This is a genomic window from Burkholderiales bacterium (assembly GCA_015075645.1).
Classification (GTDB): domain Bacteria; phylum Pseudomonadota; class Gammaproteobacteria; order Burkholderiales; family Casimicrobiaceae; genus VBCG01.
In genome coordinates this window covers 485976-503522 of the sequence record JABTUF010000003.1, presented here as the reverse complement: position 1 = coordinate 503522, position 17547 = coordinate 485976, and the positions used below count along the sequence as shown (strand labels likewise).

The 17547-nt window shown below is 70.3% G+C and carries 15 protein-coding genes and 1 tRNA gene; 11 read left to right on the top strand and 5 right to left on the bottom strand.

Going from position 1 to position 17547, the window contains the following annotated elements; all coding sequences use genetic code 11:
- Positions 1-31: 31 nt before the first annotated feature.
- The 3 genes from HS109_09325 to HS109_09315 are packed head-to-tail and all read right to left on the bottom strand — an operon-like array spanning position 32 to position 3723.
- On the bottom strand, positions 32-1381 hold the full coding sequence (locus HS109_09325; protein MBE7522572.1) for a sigma 54-interacting transcriptional regulator: 1350 nt from the start codon (positions 1379-1381) through the stop codon (positions 32-34).
- A 39-nt stretch (positions 1382-1420) separates the two neighbouring features.
- The gene (locus HS109_09320; protein ID MBE7522571.1) at positions 1421-2245 is read right to left on the bottom strand and encodes a hypothetical protein; all 825 of its coding nucleotides are present in this window, start codon (positions 2243-2245) and stop codon (positions 1421-1423) included.
- Positions 2242-3723, bottom strand: coding sequence for a HAMP domain-containing histidine kinase (locus HS109_09315; GenBank protein ID MBE7522570.1), 1482 nt, complete (start codon positions 3721-3723; stop codon positions 2242-2244). Before HS109_09315 ends, HS109_09320 begins: the two co-directional genes overlap by 4 nt.
- A gap of 115 nt (positions 3724-3838) precedes the next feature.
- Here HS109_09315 and HS109_09310 point away from each other — a divergent pair, with 115 nt between their 5' ends.
- The 9 genes from HS109_09310 (at position 3839) to HS109_09270 (ending at position 11595) form a co-directional block, all read left to right on the top strand.
- Positions 3839-4336: a dihydrofolate reductase gene (locus tag HS109_09310; GenBank protein MBE7522569.1), complete on the top strand. Its 498-nt coding sequence runs from the start codon at positions 3839-3841 to the stop codon at positions 4334-4336.
- A gap of 76 nt (positions 4337-4412) precedes the next feature.
- Positions 4413-4498 (top strand) — tRNA-Leu (locus HS109_09305).
- Between the two features lie 17 nt (positions 4499-4515).
- Positions 4516-5565 (top strand): tRNA preQ1(34) S-adenosylmethionine ribosyltransferase-isomerase QueA, encoded by a 1050-nt coding sequence (gene queA / locus HS109_09300; protein ID MBE7522568.1) that lies wholly within the window; start codon positions 4516-4518, stop codon positions 5563-5565.
- A gap of 125 nt (positions 5566-5690) precedes the next feature.
- The gene (locus HS109_09295) at positions 5691-6404 is read left to right on the top strand and encodes a hypothetical protein (GenBank protein ID MBE7522567.1); all 714 of its coding nucleotides are present in this window, start codon (positions 5691-5693) and stop codon (positions 6402-6404) included.
- Positions 6405-6420: 16 nt separating this feature from the next.
- The gene (tgt, locus tag HS109_09290; GenBank protein ID MBE7522566.1) at positions 6421-7545 is read left to right on the top strand and encodes a tRNA guanosine(34) transglycosylase Tgt; all 1125 of its coding nucleotides are present in this window, start codon (positions 6421-6423) and stop codon (positions 7543-7545) included.
- A gap of 167 nt (positions 7546-7712) precedes the next feature.
- Entirely contained in the window at positions 7713-8039 is a 327-nt protein-coding gene (yajC, locus tag HS109_09285) for a preprotein translocase subunit YajC (protein MBE7522565.1), read from the top strand.
- A gap of 43 nt (positions 8040-8082) precedes the next feature.
- Positions 8083-9951, top strand: coding sequence for a protein translocase subunit SecD (gene secD, locus HS109_09280; protein ID MBE7522564.1), 1869 nt, complete (start codon positions 8083-8085; stop codon positions 9949-9951).
- A gap of 39 nt (positions 9952-9990) precedes the next feature.
- Positions 9991-10932, top strand: coding sequence for a protein translocase subunit SecF (gene secF, locus HS109_09275; protein MBE7522563.1), 942 nt, complete (start codon positions 9991-9993; stop codon positions 10930-10932).
- Between the two features lie 3 nt (positions 10933-10935).
- Positions 10936-11595: a DedA family protein gene (locus HS109_09270; GenBank protein ID MBE7522562.1), complete on the top strand. Its 660-nt coding sequence runs from the start codon at positions 10936-10938 to the stop codon at positions 11593-11595.
- On the opposite strand, the gene purB is transcribed toward HS109_09270, so the two are convergent.
- Together purB and acs are read right to left on the bottom strand one after the other, a co-directional pair.
- Complete coding sequence (gene purB, locus HS109_09265) at positions 11592-12965, bottom strand: adenylosuccinate lyase (GenBank protein MBE7522561.1); 1374 nt, start codon at positions 12963-12965, stop codon at positions 11592-11594. The two genes, HS109_09270 and purB, sit on opposite strands and share 4 nt — an antisense overlap.
- 34 nt (positions 12966-12999) lie before the next feature.
- On the bottom strand, positions 13000-14982 hold the full coding sequence (acs, locus tag HS109_09260; protein ID MBE7522560.1) for an acetate--CoA ligase: 1983 nt from the start codon (positions 14980-14982) through the stop codon (positions 13000-13002).
- Positions 14983-15218: 236 nt separating this feature from the next.
- On the opposite strand from acs, the gene HS109_09255 reads away from it, so the two are divergent.
- Positions 15219-15866: a TIGR00645 family protein gene (locus HS109_09255; protein ID MBE7522559.1), complete on the top strand. Its 648-nt coding sequence runs from the start codon at positions 15219-15221 to the stop codon at positions 15864-15866.
- A gap of 15 nt (positions 15867-15881) precedes the next feature.
- The gene (locus HS109_09250; protein MBE7522558.1) at positions 15882-17402 is read left to right on the top strand and encodes a fumarate hydratase; all 1521 of its coding nucleotides are present in this window, start codon (positions 15882-15884) and stop codon (positions 17400-17402) included.
- The last annotated feature ends 145 nt before the right edge of the window (positions 17403-17547 follow it).

Sequence of the window (17547 nt, the reverse complement as noted above, 5' to 3'; positions counted from 1 at the left end):
TTTTCCCGACAGTCGCGGAGGGGCGGGATGACTACTGCTTCGATTCCTTGAACATCGCCGGTTCGAGGCGGTGCCGCTGCAGCAGTTTGTAGAACTCGGTCCGGTTGCGCTTGGCGAGCTGCGCCGCCTGGGTGACGTTACCGCCGGTGATCTTGAGCAGGCGCACCAGGTAGTCGCGCTCGAAGGTCTTGCGGGCTTCCTCGAAGGGAACGAGCGCGGCGGCGTCCTCCCGGAGCGCGCTCTGGACGAGCGTCGCCGGAATGACGCCGGTAGTGGTCAAGGCGACCGCCTGCTCGAGGAGATTCAGGAGCTGGCGCACGTTGCCGGGCCAGGGCGCCGCCACCAGCGCCTGCATCGCGTCGGGGGCGAGTGTCGGCACGGCCTTCCGGTAACGCTCGGCGAGGCCGCGCAGGAAGTGGGTCGCGAGCAGCGGGATGTCCTCGCGTCTCTCGGCGAGCGGCGGCAGGCGCAGCGACACGACATTGAGGCGGTAGTACAGGTCCTCGCGGAAGAGGCCCGCGGCCCGCTGCGCCGCGAGATCGCGGTGGGTCGCCGAGATCACGCGTACATCGACCGGGATGGCCTGGGTCGAGCCGACCGGACGCACCTCGCCCTGCTGCAGCACGCGCAGGAGCTTCACCTGCAGCGGAAGCGGCATGTCGCCGATCTCGTCCAGCAGGAGCGAGCCGCCGTCGGCCGACTGGAACAGTCCCTTGTGCGCCTGGACGGCTCCGGTGAAGGCGCCGCGCGCGTGCCCGAAGAGTTCGGATTCGAGGAGTTCGCCGGGGATCGCGCCGCAGTTCACCGCGACGAAGGGCCGCGCTCCGCGCCGGCTCGCGCGGTGGATGGCCTGCGCGAGGAGTTCCTTCCCGGTTCCCGACTCGCCGGTGATGAGCACCGCCGCATCGGAATCGGCGACGAGCCGCGCCTGGCGGAGCAGATCCTCCATCGCGGGGCTGCGCGTGATGATGCCGGACCGCCAGTCGTCCTCCGAAGGCGCCGCCGGCCCGTCGCCGGACAGCGAGATGGCGGCTGAAACCTTCTGCAGCAGTTCCTGGCTGTCGAAGGGCTTGGTGAGGAAGCCGAAGACCCCGCGCTGGGTCGCGTCGACCGCATCGGGGATCGTGCCGTGTGCGGTGAGGATGATCACCGGCAACGCGGGGTGCTGGCGCCAGATCGCGTCGAACAGCGCGAGCCCGTCGATGCCGGGCATGCGCATGTCGCTGATCACGAGCGAGGGCCGCGTGACCGCGATGGCGGCGAGCGCGGCTTCCCCGCTCTCCGCGGTCCGCACGCGATAGCCCGCGGAAGTGAGCCGCAGGCTGATGAGCTTCAGGAGGTCGGGATCGTCATCGACCAGGAGCAGATCGCCGTTCTTCATCGTGTCATGTCCCCGCGCGGGGTCCGGGGCCCGAAGGCCCTAGCGCCCGCCGCTGCCGCCTCCGCCCCCGCCGCCGCCGCCTCCTCCACCCCCGCTGCGCACGCGATCGCGCAGCAGGCTGCGCTCCATCGCGCGCAGGGCCTCGAGTTTCTGGACGGCTTCGTTCCCACGGACCTGCTCGTCGCGCACCGAGCGGACCCGAACGCTCACCTGCACGTGCAGGATCGCCGCGATCGCCTTCACCGGCGTGCTGCCGCCGCCGCTCTTCGCGACGTTCTCGAGCAGTTGCAAGGCGCGCTGGTCGTCCTGGGGGTTGCCGTGCGAAAGCGTGTAGAGCACCGCGAGCCTGACTCGGTTGGCGTCGCTCCGGTCGCGGGCCATTGCGTTGGTCACGACGCCGATTTCGCGCTTGACGTCGTCGGGGGCGAGCGCGTTGTAGCGGACGAGGTCGCCGATCAGGGCGAGCGCGGCGAGGTCCTCGGGCGGAATCGGCGCGGGCGCCGGCAGCGTCGTCGGTGGGGCCGCCGCGACGACGTTGCCCGCCGGCACCGTGCCCTGCGGGGTGGCGGCCGGCTCCGGAGCGCGCGTCGCCGCGGCGTCGGGACCGCTGCCGCCCGCCGCCGGAGACGGCGCGGGCAGCAGAGGCGGCGCGATCATCGGCGGCTCGACCGGCTCGAACGGCTCGATCGGTGGGGCGTCCATCGCCGTCGTGTTCTCGACATCGAGCGGCGTGACGTCCTCGTCGTAGAGCGCGATGTCGGACGGCGAAGTCTCCGGCAGCGAGGCACAGGCCGCGAGCAGCGCGGCGGCCGCGACGGCGAGGATGTCGCGGCCGCGCCGGGACCGACCCCATGCGGGCGTCATCGCTCGACTCCCGCGGCAAGGCCATGCCGCGCCGCCGCGCCCGCGCGCACGCCGATGGCGAGCGGCAGCGTGAACCGGAAGCGCGCACCGCGCGCGCCGTCGGTCCGCTCGAGCGCCTCGATGCGCCCGCCGTGCGCGATCGCGTATTCGCGCGCGATCGCGAGCCCGAGCCCGCTGCCCTTCACCCGGCCGTCGGCGGGCGGCGGCCCCTGGAAGAACGACTCGAACACGCGTTCGCGATCCGCGGGCGCCACGCCCGGCCCCCCGTCGACGACCTCGAGCACCGCCCGGCCGTCGCGTGCGCGCAGATCCACGTCGATCGTGCCCGAGCGCGGCGAGTACTTGATCGCGTTCGACACGAGGTTGTCGACGACGGTTCGCAGCCGCTCGGCATCGCCGGTGACCACGGCGGGCTCGAGCCGCGTCTCGAACGCGATCATCCGGGCGAGCGCCGCGAGTTTCTGTTCGCGCAGCACGCGGCGGACGATGTCGGGCAGCTCGACCGGCCCGACCGTCGCGGGCTCGACCTCGCGCGTCTGGTGCCACTTGAGCAGATCCTCGATCAGCTTCTGCAGCGACAGCGTGTTCTCGCGCACGATGCGCACGATGTCCTGCTGTTCTCGCGTGAGCTTGCCGCCGACCTCGTCGCGCAGGAGTTCGGCGCCCTCGCGCACCGCGGTGAGCGGCGTCTTGAGTTCGTGCGACACGTGACGCAGGAAGCGCGTCTGCTGCTCCTCGAGTTCGCGCAGGCGCGTGCGCAGCCATTCGAGGCGCTGGCCGACGTAGCGGAGGTCCTGCGGGCCGTTGACGACGATCGCGTGCGTGAAGTCGGCCGTGCCCATCTGGCGGATCGCGAGGTCGAGCTGGCGGATCGGTCGCGCGATCAGCACGGCGAACAGGATCGCGAGGCCGAGCGCGATGGCGGCGGTCGCGAGCGCGAGCCACAGCCAGGTCTCGCGCGCGTCCGTCGCCGTCTCCTGCAGCCGCTCGATCGCTCGCTGCGTGAGCTGAGCCGACGCGCCCAGCATCGACTGGGCGCCCTCGACCAGCGACGCGAACCCCTCCGCGAGTTCGGTCGCGCCCTCGCTGCCGGTCCTCGGCGCGGAGAGCCGCGCGGCGAGCCGCGCCTCGTCCTCGAGGAGCCGCTCGAGCGTCCTGCGCTCGGTCTCCTCGAGCGGCAGCGTCGCGAGCTGCGCGCCGGTCGCGCGAAAGTCCTGCCGCACCTTCGCGTAGTCCTCGAGCAGCGCCGGATCTTCGAGGATGATCTGCTGGCGCACGATCCGCTCGAGCGTCGTCGCCTGCTCGAAGAACAGCCGGCTCGTGCGCGCGGCCTGCGCCGCCTGCAGCACTTCCTCCCGACTCTGCGACGCGAGCCGGTCGACCGAAAGCAGCAGCTCGGCGAGCGCGTAGAGCAGCGGCAAGCTCACCAGCAGGAACGACAGCAGGATGAACTTGAGGAAGGATCGCGGGTAATACACGGCGGACGCCGGCTGCTATGATCCGCGCGATTATGACACCGCCCCCCGCTGGGGCAGCATCGCAGTGTCGAAGCCACCCGAGGCGAGCGAGGGCGCAGGGCCGGGCGGGTCGCGCGTGCGCGACTTCGCGATCGTCGCGGCCGTCGCGTCCAACGGCGTCATCGGGGCGTCGGGCGCCCTCCCCTGGCGGCTCAAACACGACCTGCGCCATTTTCGCGAGCTGACGCTGGGCCACGCGGTCGTCATGGGCCGGCGTACCTGGGAGTCGCTCGCCGGTCCGCTCGCCGGACGGGAAAACATCGTGGTCACCGCGCGCGCCGGCTACGTCGCGACCGGCGCGAGGATCGCGCACGACCTCGACCACGCGCTCGCGCTCGTCACGATGCCGCCGCCCGTGTTCTGCATCGGGGGCGGCGAACTCTACCGCGAGGCCCTCGCTCGCGCGGCCACGATGCATCTCACCGAGATCGCCCGCGCCTACGAGGGCGACGTCCGGTTTCCGGCATACGAGCGCGGCGACTGGCTCGAGGTCGCGCGCGAGGCGCATCGCGGCGACGACGGTCCCGACTACGCGTTCGTCACCTACGAGCGCGCGCGTCCGGCGGGCGGCTGAACCGGCCCTCCAGGCGGCACCGGTGCCAAATGCGCGATAATCGCGCCGCGACGCGCTGCCAGCAGCAGCGGACGACGCCGGGGTGGCGGAACGGCAGACGCAGCGGACTCAAAATCCGCCGGTAGCAATACCGTGAGGGTTCGAGTCCCTCTCCCGGCACCAGGCGCGTGCGCGCGCCGATGGCCGACCGCAAGCCCACGCTCGACGACTTCGATTACGCGCTGCCCGAGGAATTGATCGCGCAGGTGCCGTCGGCCGAGCGCACGGGCAGCCGGCTGCTCCACGTCGACGGCGAGCGGCTCGCCGACCTCGCGTTCGTCGACCTGGAGTCGCTCGTCGAGGCGGGCGACGTCGTCGTCATGAACGACACGCGCGTGATCCGGGCCCGGCTCCACGGCACGAAGCCCACCGGCGGCCGGGTCGAACTCCTGATCGAGCGCCTCACCGGCGAGGCGGACGCGGTGGCGCAGGTTCGGGCGAGCCATCCGCCGAAGTCCGGAAGCGAGATCCTGCTCGCCTCCGGCGCCCGCGCCGAGGTACTCGAGCGTGACGGCGGTTTCGTCCGCCTGAGATTCGACGGCACCGGACCGCTCGACGCCTGGCTCGAACGGCACGGCGCGATGCCGCTGCCCCCGTACATCGCACGCCCGCCCTCGCCCGAGGACGCCGAGCGCTACCAGACCGTCTACGCCCGCCATCCCGGTGCGGCCGCCGCGCCGACCGCCGGCCTGCACTTCGACCGTCCGATGCTCGCTCGCCTCGCCTCGCGCGGCGTGTCGCTCGCGCGCGTCACGCTGCACGTCGGCGCTGGCACGTTCCTGCCGGTGCGCAGCCGCGACCTCGACCGCCACCGGATGCACGCCGAGCGGTACGAGGTTTCGAAGGCCACGGTGCGCGAGATTGCCATCGCGCGGGCGCGCGGAAACCGCGTGCTCGCGATCGGCACGACGACCGCGCGCGCGCTCGAAGCCGCGTCCGAGGGCGGCAGCCTCGCGGCCGGCGCGGGCGAAACGGATCTCTTCATTCGTCCCGGCTACCGCTTCCGCAGCGTCGACCGGCTCCTCACCAATTTCCACCTGCCGCGCTCGACGCTGCTGATGCTCGTCAGCGCGTTCGCGGGGCGCGAAACCATCGCGCGCGCCTATGCCCACGCCGTCGCCCGGCGCTACCGCTTCTTCAGCTATGGCGACGCGATGCTGCTCGAAAAGGCCTCCGATCCGGCCGGTTGACGGGGATTTCCGTCGCCGTTTGGCGACATTTCTGGTCTTCCGGCGAAGTTTTCGCCACTTTTCGTCGGTTTTCTCGATCCGGATGCCGGTTCCGCCTTGGCAAGCGCTCCAGAGTCCCGCTAAGCTTGGACAACGCAATTGCATGGTGGGCGGGCGCCGGCCGGATGTCGGACCGCGCGATCGCCTGCTCCAGTCCATTGAAGATCGCCTCCCGGTGGCTCGGTGCCACCCCGTCCGGCGTTTCGGCCGGCGAAGGTCCGACGCTGCGCGCGTCGCGTGCGGCCCGCGCATGCCTCGCGGCGCTCGCGGTCGCCGGCATGCTCGTGACCGGGTCCGCGTCCGCGAAGTCCAGCGGCGAGCGCGGCGAACCCGCGCCGGCGGTCAAGGTCGTGAACGACGCCCTCACCTATTCGAACTTCGCCGGCGAATGCTCGCAGACGGCGTTCGTCGTGAACGCCACCGGCAACCTGGCGGTGGTCGGCGGGCCGGTCTCCGGCCCGGGGTCGACCACGCTCGACGGCCTGCCCTACGACACCTACGAACTCGACCTCAAGACCGGTCCGGCGACCTTCGTCACCAAGTTCGACCGGGTGTTCCCGGCACCGCTTCCGTCAGCGACCTACGAGATGGTGTTCACGACCCGCGTGATGCTGGGGGGCGTCCAGCAGGGAGTGTCGATCACCACGATCCGGTGCACCAACGGCGTCGTGTCGGCCAGGAACCGCGCGATCCCGTCGACGCCGATGCTGGTTCCGGTGGGCGGGCCGCTGATGTGGCTCGCGCTGAGCCTGCTCCTCGCGGCGTCGGCGCTGACGCTCGTCCCGGTTCGCCGTCGCTAGACGGCAAGACGTGACGATGGCGTTCACCGTCCTCGCGACGGACGGCGCGGCGCGCCGCGCGCGCCTTGCGCTCGCCCACGGCGTCGTCGAGACGCCGGTGTTCATGCCGGTCGGCACCTACGGCACGGTCAAGGCGATGTCGCCCGACGAACTCGCCGCCGCCGGGGCGTCGATCGTGCTCGGCAACACCTTCCACCTGTGGCTGCGCCCCGGCACCGAGGTGATCGACGCGCACGGCGGCCTCCACCGCTTCATGAACTGGCCGCACCCGATCCTCACCGATTCGGGCGGGTTCCAGGTGTTCAGCCTGGGGGCATTGCGCAAGATCTCCGAGGAGGGGGTCGCCTTCGCCTCGCCGGTGAACGGGGACCGCCTGTTCCTCACCCCCGAGACGTCGATGGCGATCCAGCGCTCGCTCGACTCCGACATCGTCATGGCGTTCGACGAATGCACGCCGTACCCGGCGTCGCGGGACGAGGCGGCGCAGTCGATGGGACTGTCGATGCGCTGGGCCCGACGCTCGCGCGCCGCGCACGAGGGCAACGCGAACCGGCTGTTCGGGATCGTTCAGGGCGGCATGTACGAGGACCTGCGGGACGAGTCGATCGCCGAACTCGCGTCGATCGGCTTCGACGGCTACGCGATCGGCGGCCTTTCGGTGGGCGAACCCAAACCCGAGATGCTGCGCATGCTCGCGCACACGGCGCCGCGGCTTCCCGCGGACCGGCCGCGCTACCTGATGGGCGTCGGGACCCCCGAGGACATCGTCGCGGGCGTCGCCGCCGGCATCGACATGTTCGACTGCGTGATGCCCACGCGCAACGCCCGCAACGGCTGGCTCTTCACGCGCCACGGCGACGTCAAGATCCGCAACGCCCGCCACCGGAGCGACACCGGCCCGGTCGATCCGACCTGCGCCTGTCCGACCTGCCGCGGCTACTCGCGCGCCTACCTCCACCACCTGCAACGCGTCGGCGAGATCCTGGGCGCCCGGCTCGCGACGATCCACAACCTCCACTACTACCTGACGCTCGCCGCGGAGATGCGCGCGGCGATCGCGGCGGGCCGCTTCGCGGCCTGGGCCGCCGGCTTCCACGCCGACCGGACACGGAACGGCGCTCCCGGCGGCGAGGTCGAATAGCAGGAGCGCCGGGCACGCCCGGAAGGAGGTCGGGTGCGTGGTAGACTTTCGGGTTCGCCCGACCCGACCGTCCGATTCGTCGTCCGGCCGCGTGTCCCCGCCCGGGGACGATCGGCCGGGGTTCGAGACCCCGATCGGGTTCGCGCCCCACTTCCGGAGCCTTTAACGTGCTGATCTCCCCCGCGTACGCCCAAGCCGCCGCTTCCGGCGGCACCGAGAGCCTGCTCGCCACGATGCTGCCGATGGTCGCGATCTTCGCGATCTTCTATTTTCTGATGATCCGGCCGCAGCAGAAGAAGCAGAAGGAACACCGGGCGATGATCGATGCGCTCGAGAAGGGCAACGAGGTGGTCACGGCGGGCGGCGTCGTCGGGCGCGTGTCGAAGGTCGAGGACCAGTACGTGACCCTCGAGATCGCGCAGGGCGTCGAGATCCGCGTGCAGCGCCACGCGGTCTCGCAGCTGCTCCCGAAGGGCACCCTCAAGTCCTTGTAGGAGAAACGCGCCGCGGCCGTCCTGCACCCGGAAACCAGCCGACATGAACCGCTATCCGCTCTGGAAATTCGTCGTGATCGGCATCGCCGTCACGATCGGCTTCCTCTACACGCTCCCGAACTTCTTCCCCAACGCGCCGGCGGTCCAGGTCTCCACCTCGCAGGCCGGCGTGAAGCTCGACAGCGCGCTCCTGGCGTCGGTCGAGAAGACGCTCGAGGCGGCGTCGATCCCGTTCACCGGCGCGGTCCTCGACGCGACCGGGGTCAAGGTCCGCTTCGACGACACGGACACGCAACTGAAGGCGCGCGACGCGATCGCCGCGAAGCTCGGCGACGGCTACATCGTCGCGCTCAACCTGCTGTCGACCTCCCCGCGCTGGCTCGCTTCGATCGGCGCGCTGCCGATGTTCCTCGGCCTCGACCTGCGCGGCGGCGTGCACTTCCTGCTGCAGGTCGACATGAAGGCCGCGATGGAGAAGGCCGGCGACCGCTACGCCGCCGACCTCCGCAGCCTGATGCGCAACGAGAAGATCCAGTATTCGGGCGTCGCGCGCGACGGCAGCGGCGTGTTGCTCCGCTTCCGCGACGAGGCCGAGCGCAACAAGGCGCTGCTCGCGATCGACCGGAGCTATCCCGACCTCGTGGCGCGCGCGCAGGACGGCGTCCCGGGCGAGTACCGCATCGCCGCCACGCTGCGCCCGGAGGCGCAGAAGCGGCTGCAGGACGGCGCGATCCAGCAGAACGTCCAGATCCTGCGCAACCGGGTGAACGAACTCGGCGTGGCCGAACCGATCATCCAGCAGCAGGGCGCCGAGCGTGTCGTCGTGCAACTGCCCGGCGTGCAGGACACCGCGCACGCCAAGGACATCCTCGGGCGCACAGCGACGCTCGAGGTCCGGATGGTCAACGAGGATCCGGGCGCGTTCGAGCAGGCGATGTCCGGCAACATCCCGTTCGGCAACGACCTCCTCACCGAGCGTCGCGGCGGGAAGGTGCTGGTCAAACGACAGGTCGTGCTCACCGGCGACCGGATCAACGACGCCCAGCCCGGCTTCGACCAGCAGACGAACGAACCCGCCGTCCACGTGAACCTCGACGGCACCGGGGCGCGGATCTTCAAGGAGATCACGCGCGAGAACGTCGGCAAGCGCATGGCCATCGTCCTGGTCGAGAAGAACCGCGCCGAACTCATCACCGCGCCGGTGATCCGCACCGAGATCGGCGGCGGCCGGGTGCAGATCTCGGGCGCGATGACCACGCGCGAGGCGAACGACATCGCGCTGCTGATGCGCGCGGGCGCGCTGGCGGCGCCGATGGAGATCGTCGAGGAGCGCACCGTCGGCCCGTCGCTCGGCAAGGAGAACATCGACAAGGGCTTTCACTCGGTCCTGTGGGGCTTCCTGGTCCTGTCGACGTTCATCTGCGCCTACTACATGCTGATGGGCGTGATCTCGACGATCTGCCTGACGATCAACCTGCTGCTGCTGGTCTCGATCCTGTCGATGCTTCAGGCCACGCTGACCCTGCCCGGCATCGCCGCGATCGCGCTGACGCTCGGCATGGCGATCGACGCGAACGTGCTCGTCAACGAGCGCATCCGCGAGGAGCTGCGCTGGGGCGCGACGCCGCACGCCGCCATCCAGGCGGGCTACGAGCGCGCCTGGGGCACCATCCTCGACTCGAACATCACGACGCTGATCGCCGGCATCGCGCTGTTCCTGTTCGGCACCGGGCCGGTCAAGGGCTTCGCCGTCGTCCACTGCATCGGCATCCTGACGTCGATGTTCTCGGCGGTGTTCGTCTCGCGCGGCATCGTCGCGCTGGTCTACGGCGGTCGCCGCAAGCTCGACCGCATCTCGATCGGCCAGATCTGGCGGCCGGGTCCGCCCGCCGCCACGCCCGCGAAGGGCTGACGCGCGCGCCGACGAACGCACGAACACGGAACCCGCACCATGGAATTCTTCCGCTTCAAGCGCGACATCCCGTTCATGCGGCACGCGCTGGTGTTCAACGTGATCTCGGTCGTCACGTTCCTCGCCGCCGTGTTCTTCCTCGCGCATCGCGGTCTCAACTTCGGCGTCGACTTCCGCGGCGGCACCGTGATCGAGGTCGAGTACGCGCACGCGGTCGACTTCAACCGCGTGCGCGCCGTGATCGACAAGCTCGACGTGGGCGAGTACTCGGCCCAGGCGTTCGGATCGGCGAACACCGCGCTCGTGCGCCTGCCGCTCAAGCCGGGCGTCTCCTCCGCGCAACTCTCCGAGCGGGTGATGGCCGCGCTCAAGGCGGACGACCCGACGGCGACGCAGGTGCGCGTCGAGTTCGTCGGGCCGCAGGTCGGCAAGGAGCTCTACGAGAACGGCGCGCTCGCCCTGCTGCTCGTCGTGATCGGGATCGTCGGCTACCTGGCGATGCGCTTCGAGTGGCGCTTCGCGGTCGCGGCGATCGTCGCGAACCTGCACGACGTCATCATCATCATGGGCTTCTTCGCCTTCTTCCAGTGGGAGTTCTCGCTCCCGGTGCTGGCGGCGCTGCTCGCGGTGCTGGGCTACTCGGTCAACGAGTCGGTCGTCGTCGCCGACCGGATCCGGGAGAATTTCCGCAAGATGCGCAAGGCGACGGTCACGCACGTGATCGACAACGCGATCACGAGCACGATGTCGCGCACCGTCATCACGCACGGCAGCACGCAGATCATGGTGACCTCGATGCTGATCTTCGGCGGCGAGACGCTGCACTACTTCGCGCTGGCGCTCACGATCGGCATCCTGTTCGGCATCTACTCGTCGGTGCTGGTGATGGCCCCGCTCGTCATGTGGATGGGCGTGTCGCGCGAGGACCTGGTCCGTCCGGAGAAGCGCGAGGGCGCCGCCGGCGACAAGATCCTCCCGTAGCCGGTGCTGACCACCCTCTTCTATTCGCTCCTCTCGCTCGACCAGACGCTCGCGCAGTTCGCCTCCGTCTACGGGCCCTGGCTCTACGCGCTGCTGTTCGTCGTCATCTTCGCGGAGACCGGGCTCGTCGTCTTCCCGTTCCTGCCCGGCGACTCGCTGCTGTTCATCGCCGGTACGGTCGTCGCGGTCGCGGGCCTCAACGTCCACCTGCTCGTGCTCGCGCTCGCGGCGGCCGCGATCCTCGGCGACTCGGTCAACTACGCGATCGGACGCACGATCGGACCGAAGGTCTACCGCCGGCCCGATTCGCGCTGGATCCGCCAGGCGCACCTCAAGCGCACGCAGGACTTCTACGACCGCTACGGCGGCGTGACCATCGTCATCGGGCGCTTCGTGCCGATCGTGCGGACCTTCGCGCCGTTCCTCGCGGGCGTCGCGCAGATGTCCTACCCGCGCTTCCTGTCGTACAACATCGCCGGCGGCGTGCTGTGGATCGCCTCGCTCGTCTACGCGGGCTACCTGTTCGGCAACATTCCCTGGGTCAGGGACAACCTGACGTTCATCGTGATCGGCATCGTCGTCGTGTCGCTGATGCCGGTGGCCGCGACCTTCCTCAGGGAACGCCGCGCGCGCGCCGGCCTCGGGTCCGGCGAGTCGGGCTAGACGTCGCGCGCGAGCTTCGCGGCGATCCCGGTGTAGGTGGCCGGCGTCAGCGCCTTGAGCCGCGCCTTCGCATCGGCAGGCAGCGCGAGGCCGTCGATGAACACGTGCAGCGTCACGCGCGACATGCCGCGCTGTCCGCGCGTGAGCGCCTTCAACTGCTCGTAGGGTTCGGGGAGTCCGTAGCGCCGCATCACCGTCTGGATCGGCTCCGCCAGCACCTCCCAGTTCGCGTCGAGGTCCGCGTCGAGCCGCGCGCCGTCCACCTCGAGCTTCGCGAGGCCGCGGCGGAGCGCGTTCCAGCCGATCAGCGCGTGGCCGATCGCCACGCCCATGTTGCGGAGCACCGTCGAGTCGGTCAGGTCGCGCTGCCAGCGCGAGACCGGGAGCTTGTCGGCGAAGTGGCGCGCGAGCGCGTTCGCGATGCCGAGGTTGCCTTCCGAGTTCTCGAAGTCGATCGGATTGACCTTGTGCGGCATCGTCGAGCTGCCGACTTCGCCCGCCTTCGTGCGCTGCCGGAAGTAGCCGAGCGACACGTAGCCCCACAGGTCGCGGTCCAGGTCGATCGCGATCGTGCCGATGCGCGCGAGCGCGTCGAAGTACTCGGCGACGCAGTCGTGCGGCTCGATCTGCGTCGTGTACCGGTTGAACGCGAGGCCCAGCGACGCGACGACGCGCGCGGCGAGCTTCTCCCAGTCGACCTCCGGGTACGCGGCGACGTGCGCGTTGTAACTGCCCGTCGCGCCGTTCATCTTGCCCAGCAGCTCGACGCGCTCGAACGCGGCGCCCGCGCGCTCGAAGCGGGCGAGCGGATTGGCGATCTCCTTGCCGAGCGTCGTCGGCGTCGCCGGCTGGCCGTGGGTGCGGGCGAGCATCGCGCGGCCGGCCTGCGCGTGCGCCATGACGCGCAGGTCGGAGGTGAGCGCGGCGAGCGCGGGCAGCAGGATGTCGCGGCGCGCCTCGGCGAGCGCGAGCGCGTGCGCGAGGTTGTTGATGTCCTCGGAGGTGCACGCGAAGTGGACGAACTCCAGCACCTTCGCGACGCCGGGCACCTGTCCCAGACGCTCCTTCAGCCAGTACTCGACCGCCTTGACGTCGTGGTTGGTCGTCGCCTCGATCGCCTTGACCCGCGCGGCGTCGGCGGTGGAGAACGAGGCGAGCGCCTGCGCGATCGCGCGCCTCGACGCCTCGTCGAAGGCCGGCACCTCGGCGATCGCGGCTTCCGACGCGAGCGCGTCGAGCCAGGCGAGCTCGACGCGGATCCGGTTGCGGATCAGCCCGAACTCGGAGAAGTGCGCGCGCAGCGCCTCGACCTGCGCCGCGTAGCGCCCGTCGAGCGGCGAGAGCGCGACGAGCGCGTCGTGGTCGGACATCGCGCGGCGGCCGGCTCCGGGGTTCCGGCGCGCGTCAGGCCGACTGCTTCAGCTGGTCGAGGATCGCCGGATTCTCGAGCGTCGACACGTCCTGCGTGATCGCCTCGCCCTTCGCGATCGAACGCAGGAGCCGGCGCATGATCTTGCCGGACCGGGTCTTCGGCAGGTTGTCGCCGAAGCGGATGTCCTTGGGCTTCGCGATCGGTCCGATCTCCTTGCCGACCCAGTCGCGCAGCTCCTTCGCGAGCTTCTGGGCCTCGTCGCCGGTGGGCCGCGGGCGCTTCAGCACCACGAACGCACACACCGCCTCGCCGGTCATGTCGTCCGGGCGGCCGACGACCGCGGCCTCCGCCACGATCGGATTCGCCACCAGCGCCGACTCCACTTCCATCGTGCCGAGCCGGTGCCCCGACACGTTGAGCACGTCGTCGATGCGGCCCATGATCGTGAAGTACCCGTGCTCGGGGTCGCGCACCGACCCGTCGCCCGCGAGGTAGAGCCGCCCGCCGAGCTCGTCGGGGAAATAGCTCTTGCGGTAGCGGTCCGGGTCGCCCCAGATCGTGCGGATCATCGCGGGCCACGGCTTCTTCACCACCAGCATGCCGCCCTGCCCGTTCGGAACGTCGTGGCCGGTCTCGTCGACGATCGCGGCCATGATGCCGGGGAGCGGCAGCGTGCACGACCCGGGGCGCAGCGCGGTGACGCCGGGCAGCGGCGTGATCATGTGGCCGCCGGTCTCGGTCTGCCACCAGGTGTCGACGATCGGGCACTTCTCGCGGCCGACGTTGCGGTAGTACCACATCCACGCCTCGGGATTGATCGGCTCGCCGACCGAGCCCAGGAGGCGCAGCGACGAGAGGTCGTAGCGCGACGGATGCACCGCGGCGTCCGAATCGGCGAGCTTGATGAGCGAGCGGATCGCGGTCGGCGCGGTGTAGAAGACGGTGACCTTGTGCCGCGCGATGATCTCCCAGAAGCGGCCCGCGTTCGGCCAGGTCGGCACGCCTTCGAACACCACCTCGGTGCCGCCGACGGCGGTCGGGCCGTAGGTGATGTACGAGTGGCCGGTCACCCAGCCGATGTCGGCGGTGCACCAGAAGACGTCGTTCGGCTTGAGATCGAACACCCACTTCATCGTGAGCGCGCACCACAGCAGGTAGCCGGCGGTCGAGTGCTGCACGCCCTTCGGTTTGCCGGTCGAGCCCGACGTGTAGAGGACGAACAGCGGGTGTTCGGCGCCGACCCAGGTCGGCGGGCAGGCGTCCGCCTGCTTCGCGACGAGATCGTGCATCCACACGTCGCGCCCGGCCTTCATCGTCACCGCGTTGCCGGTGCGCCGGTAGACCACGACGCTCTTCACGTGCTCGCAGCCGCCCAGTCCGATCGCCTCGTCGACGATCGCCTTGATCGGCAGCGCCTTGCCGCCGCGCATCTGCTCGTCCGCCGTGATCACGTACTTCGCACCGGCGTCGATGATCCGTTCCTGCAGCGACTTCGCCGAGAAGCCGCCGAACACCACCGAGTGCGTCGCGCCGATGCGCGCGCAGGCCTGCATCGCGACCACGCCCTCGACCGACATCGGGACATAGATGATCACCCGATCGCCCTTCTGCACGCCGAGAGACTTGAGCCCGTTGGCGAGGCGGCAGGTGCGCGCGAGGAGGTCACGGTAGGTCACTTTCGTGACCTTGCCGTCGTCGCTCTCGAAGACGATGGCGACCCGGTCGCCCCGGCCCGCCTCGACGTTGCGGTCGAGGCAGTTGTACGACGCGTTCAATTCGCCGTCGGCGAACCAGCGGTAGAACGGCGGGTTCGACTGGTCGAGGACCTGCGTGAACGGCTTGTGCCAGGCGAGATTCTCGCGCGCGAGCCGCGCCCAGAAGCCCTCGTAGTCGCGCGCCGCCTCGGCGTTGAGCGCGGCGAAGTCGGCCGGCTTGACGTTCGCCTGCGCGACGAACGCCGCCGACGGGGCGAAATGGCGATTCTCCTGAAGCACCGATTGGATGTTCGTGGACATGCTGGCCGGCTCCTCGTCGTGACGCGGGACACCGCTGGCCTCGGCCGCGGCGCTTCCTCATCGGGGGACGACCAGTCTACCGAAGGCATGCGCGCAGGCGCAATGCGCAGGTCTTGACGCGCGACAAGGCGGCGCGGCCGGTCCGGTCGGCGACCCTCGATCCGGGACCGTCGGCGCCCGGGCGGCCCGCGCGACGCCGATGCTAGACTTGCCGGTCCGCCTTCCGTGTCCTCCCCATGCCCCGGTCCCTCCATGCTCCTCCTCCGGGGGCAGCGCGCACGATGCACCCGTTGCCCCGGATCATCTTCCTGTCCCGCTGGCTCCAGTTGCCGCTCTACCTGGGCCTCATCCTCGCGCAGTGCGTCTACGTCTGGCAGTTCTGGGTCGAACTCGTCCACCTGCTGCAGGCGTCGTTCGGCGACGCGGACGCCCTCGAGGCCATCCGCAGGTCCGTGGCGGTGCCCGGCGCGGCCGGGAGCACCGAGCAGTCGCGCGAGACGCTCACGATGCTGCTCGTGCTCGGCTTGATCGACGTGGTGATGATCTCGAACCTCCTCATCATGGTGATCATCGGCGGCTACGAGACCTTCGTCTCGCGCATGCGGCTCGAGGGCCATCCGGACCAGCCGGAGTGGCTCTCGCACGTCAACGCGAGCGTGCTCAAGGTGAAGCTCGCCACCGCGATCATCGGCATCTCGTCGATCCACCTGCTGCGCACGTTCATCAACGCATCCGCGTACGACGAGAAGACGCTGCTGTGGCAGACCGCGATCCACATCACCTTCCTGCTGTCGGCGATGGCGATCGCCGTCACCGACCGGCTGATGCCGCAGCCGAAGGCGCACGCGGCGCGCCACGCGGGCGCCGCGGCCGACGCACACTGACCTCGGAGGCCGGCCATGCGCGCGATTCGACAGGACGACCTGATCACGAGCGTCGCCGACGCCCTTCAGTACATCTCGTACTACCACCCGGTCGACTACATCGAGGCGCTCGGCGAGGCCTGGGCCGCCGAGGCGTCGCCGGCCGCGAAGGACGCGATCGCGCAGATCCTCACCAATTCGCGCATGTGCGCCGAGGGTCACCGGCCGATCTGCCAGGACACCGGCATCGTCGTCGCGTTCGTGAAGGTCGGCATGGACGTGCGCTTCGAGGGCGCGACGATGTCGGTCACCGAGATGGTCAACGAAGGCGTGCGCCGCGCCTACAACCATCCGGACAACCGGCTGCGCGCCTCCGTGCTCGTCGACCCCGCGGGCCGGCGCACGAACACGAAGGACAACGCGCCGGCGGTCGTGCACTTCGACCTGGTGCCCGGCGACACGATCGACGTCCGCATCTCGGCGAAAGGCGGCGGCAGCGAGAACAAGTCGAAGCTCGCGATGCTGAACCCGTCCGACTCGATCGTCGACTGGGTGCTGAAGACGGTGCCGACGATGGGCGCCGGCTGGTGCCCGCCGGGCATGCTGGGGATCGGCATCGGCGGAACCGCCGAGAAGGCGATGGTGCTCGCGAAGGAAGCGCTGATGGAGCGAATCGACATCCACGAGCTTCGCGCGCGCGGGCCGAAGAACCGCCTGGAGGAGTTGCGGCTCGAACTGATGGACAAGGTCAACGCGCTCGGCATCGGCGCGCAGGGACTCGGCGGCCTTTCGACCGTGCTCGACGTGAAGATCCTCGACTACCCGACGCACGCGGCGAGCCTGCCGGTGGCGATGATCCCGAACTGCGCGGCCACGCGGCACGCGCACTTCACGCTCGACGGCGGCGGGCCGGCGAGGCTCGACCCGCCGGACCTGTCGCGCTGGCCGAAGGTCGAGTGGACGCCCGCGCCCGAGTCGCGGCGCGTCGACCTCGACACGCTGACCCCCGCCCAAGTCGCATCGTGGAAGCCGGGCGAGCGCCTGCTGCTGAACGGCCGGATGCTCACCGGCCGCGACGCCGCGCACAAGCGCATCGTCGACATGCTGGCGAAGGGCGAGACGCTCCCGGTCGACTTCACCCGCCGGGTCATCTACTACGTCGGCCCGGTCGACCCGGTGCGCGACGAGGTCGTCGGACCGGCCGGCCCCACGACGTCGACGCGCATGGACAAGTTCACCGAGACGATGCTCGCGCAGACCGGGCTCGTCGCGATGGTGGGGAAAGCCGAGCGCGGTCCGGTCGCGATCGAGGCGATCCGCAAGCACCGCGCGGCGTACCTGATGGCGGTCGGAGGCGCGGCGTACCTCGTCGCGAAAGCGATCCGCGGCGCGCGGGTGCTCGCGTTCCCGGACCTCGGGATGGAGGCGATCTACGAGTTCGACGTCCGCGACATGCCGGTGACGGTGGCGGTCGACGCGAACGGCACTTCGGTGCACGAGACCGGCCCGCGCGAGTGGCAGGCGCGGATCGGCGGGATTCCGGTCGCCTCCGCCTGATCGGCGGAGTCGGAGCGGCCGTGGCACGCGGGTTGCTCCGGGTTGACGATTCGGCCGGTGCGCCGAAGCCCGGGCGTTCGTCCGGCGTTTCGTCGTCCGGCTCAACCGCAGCGTGACATGACCTCCCTGCCCGCGCCCGCACCCC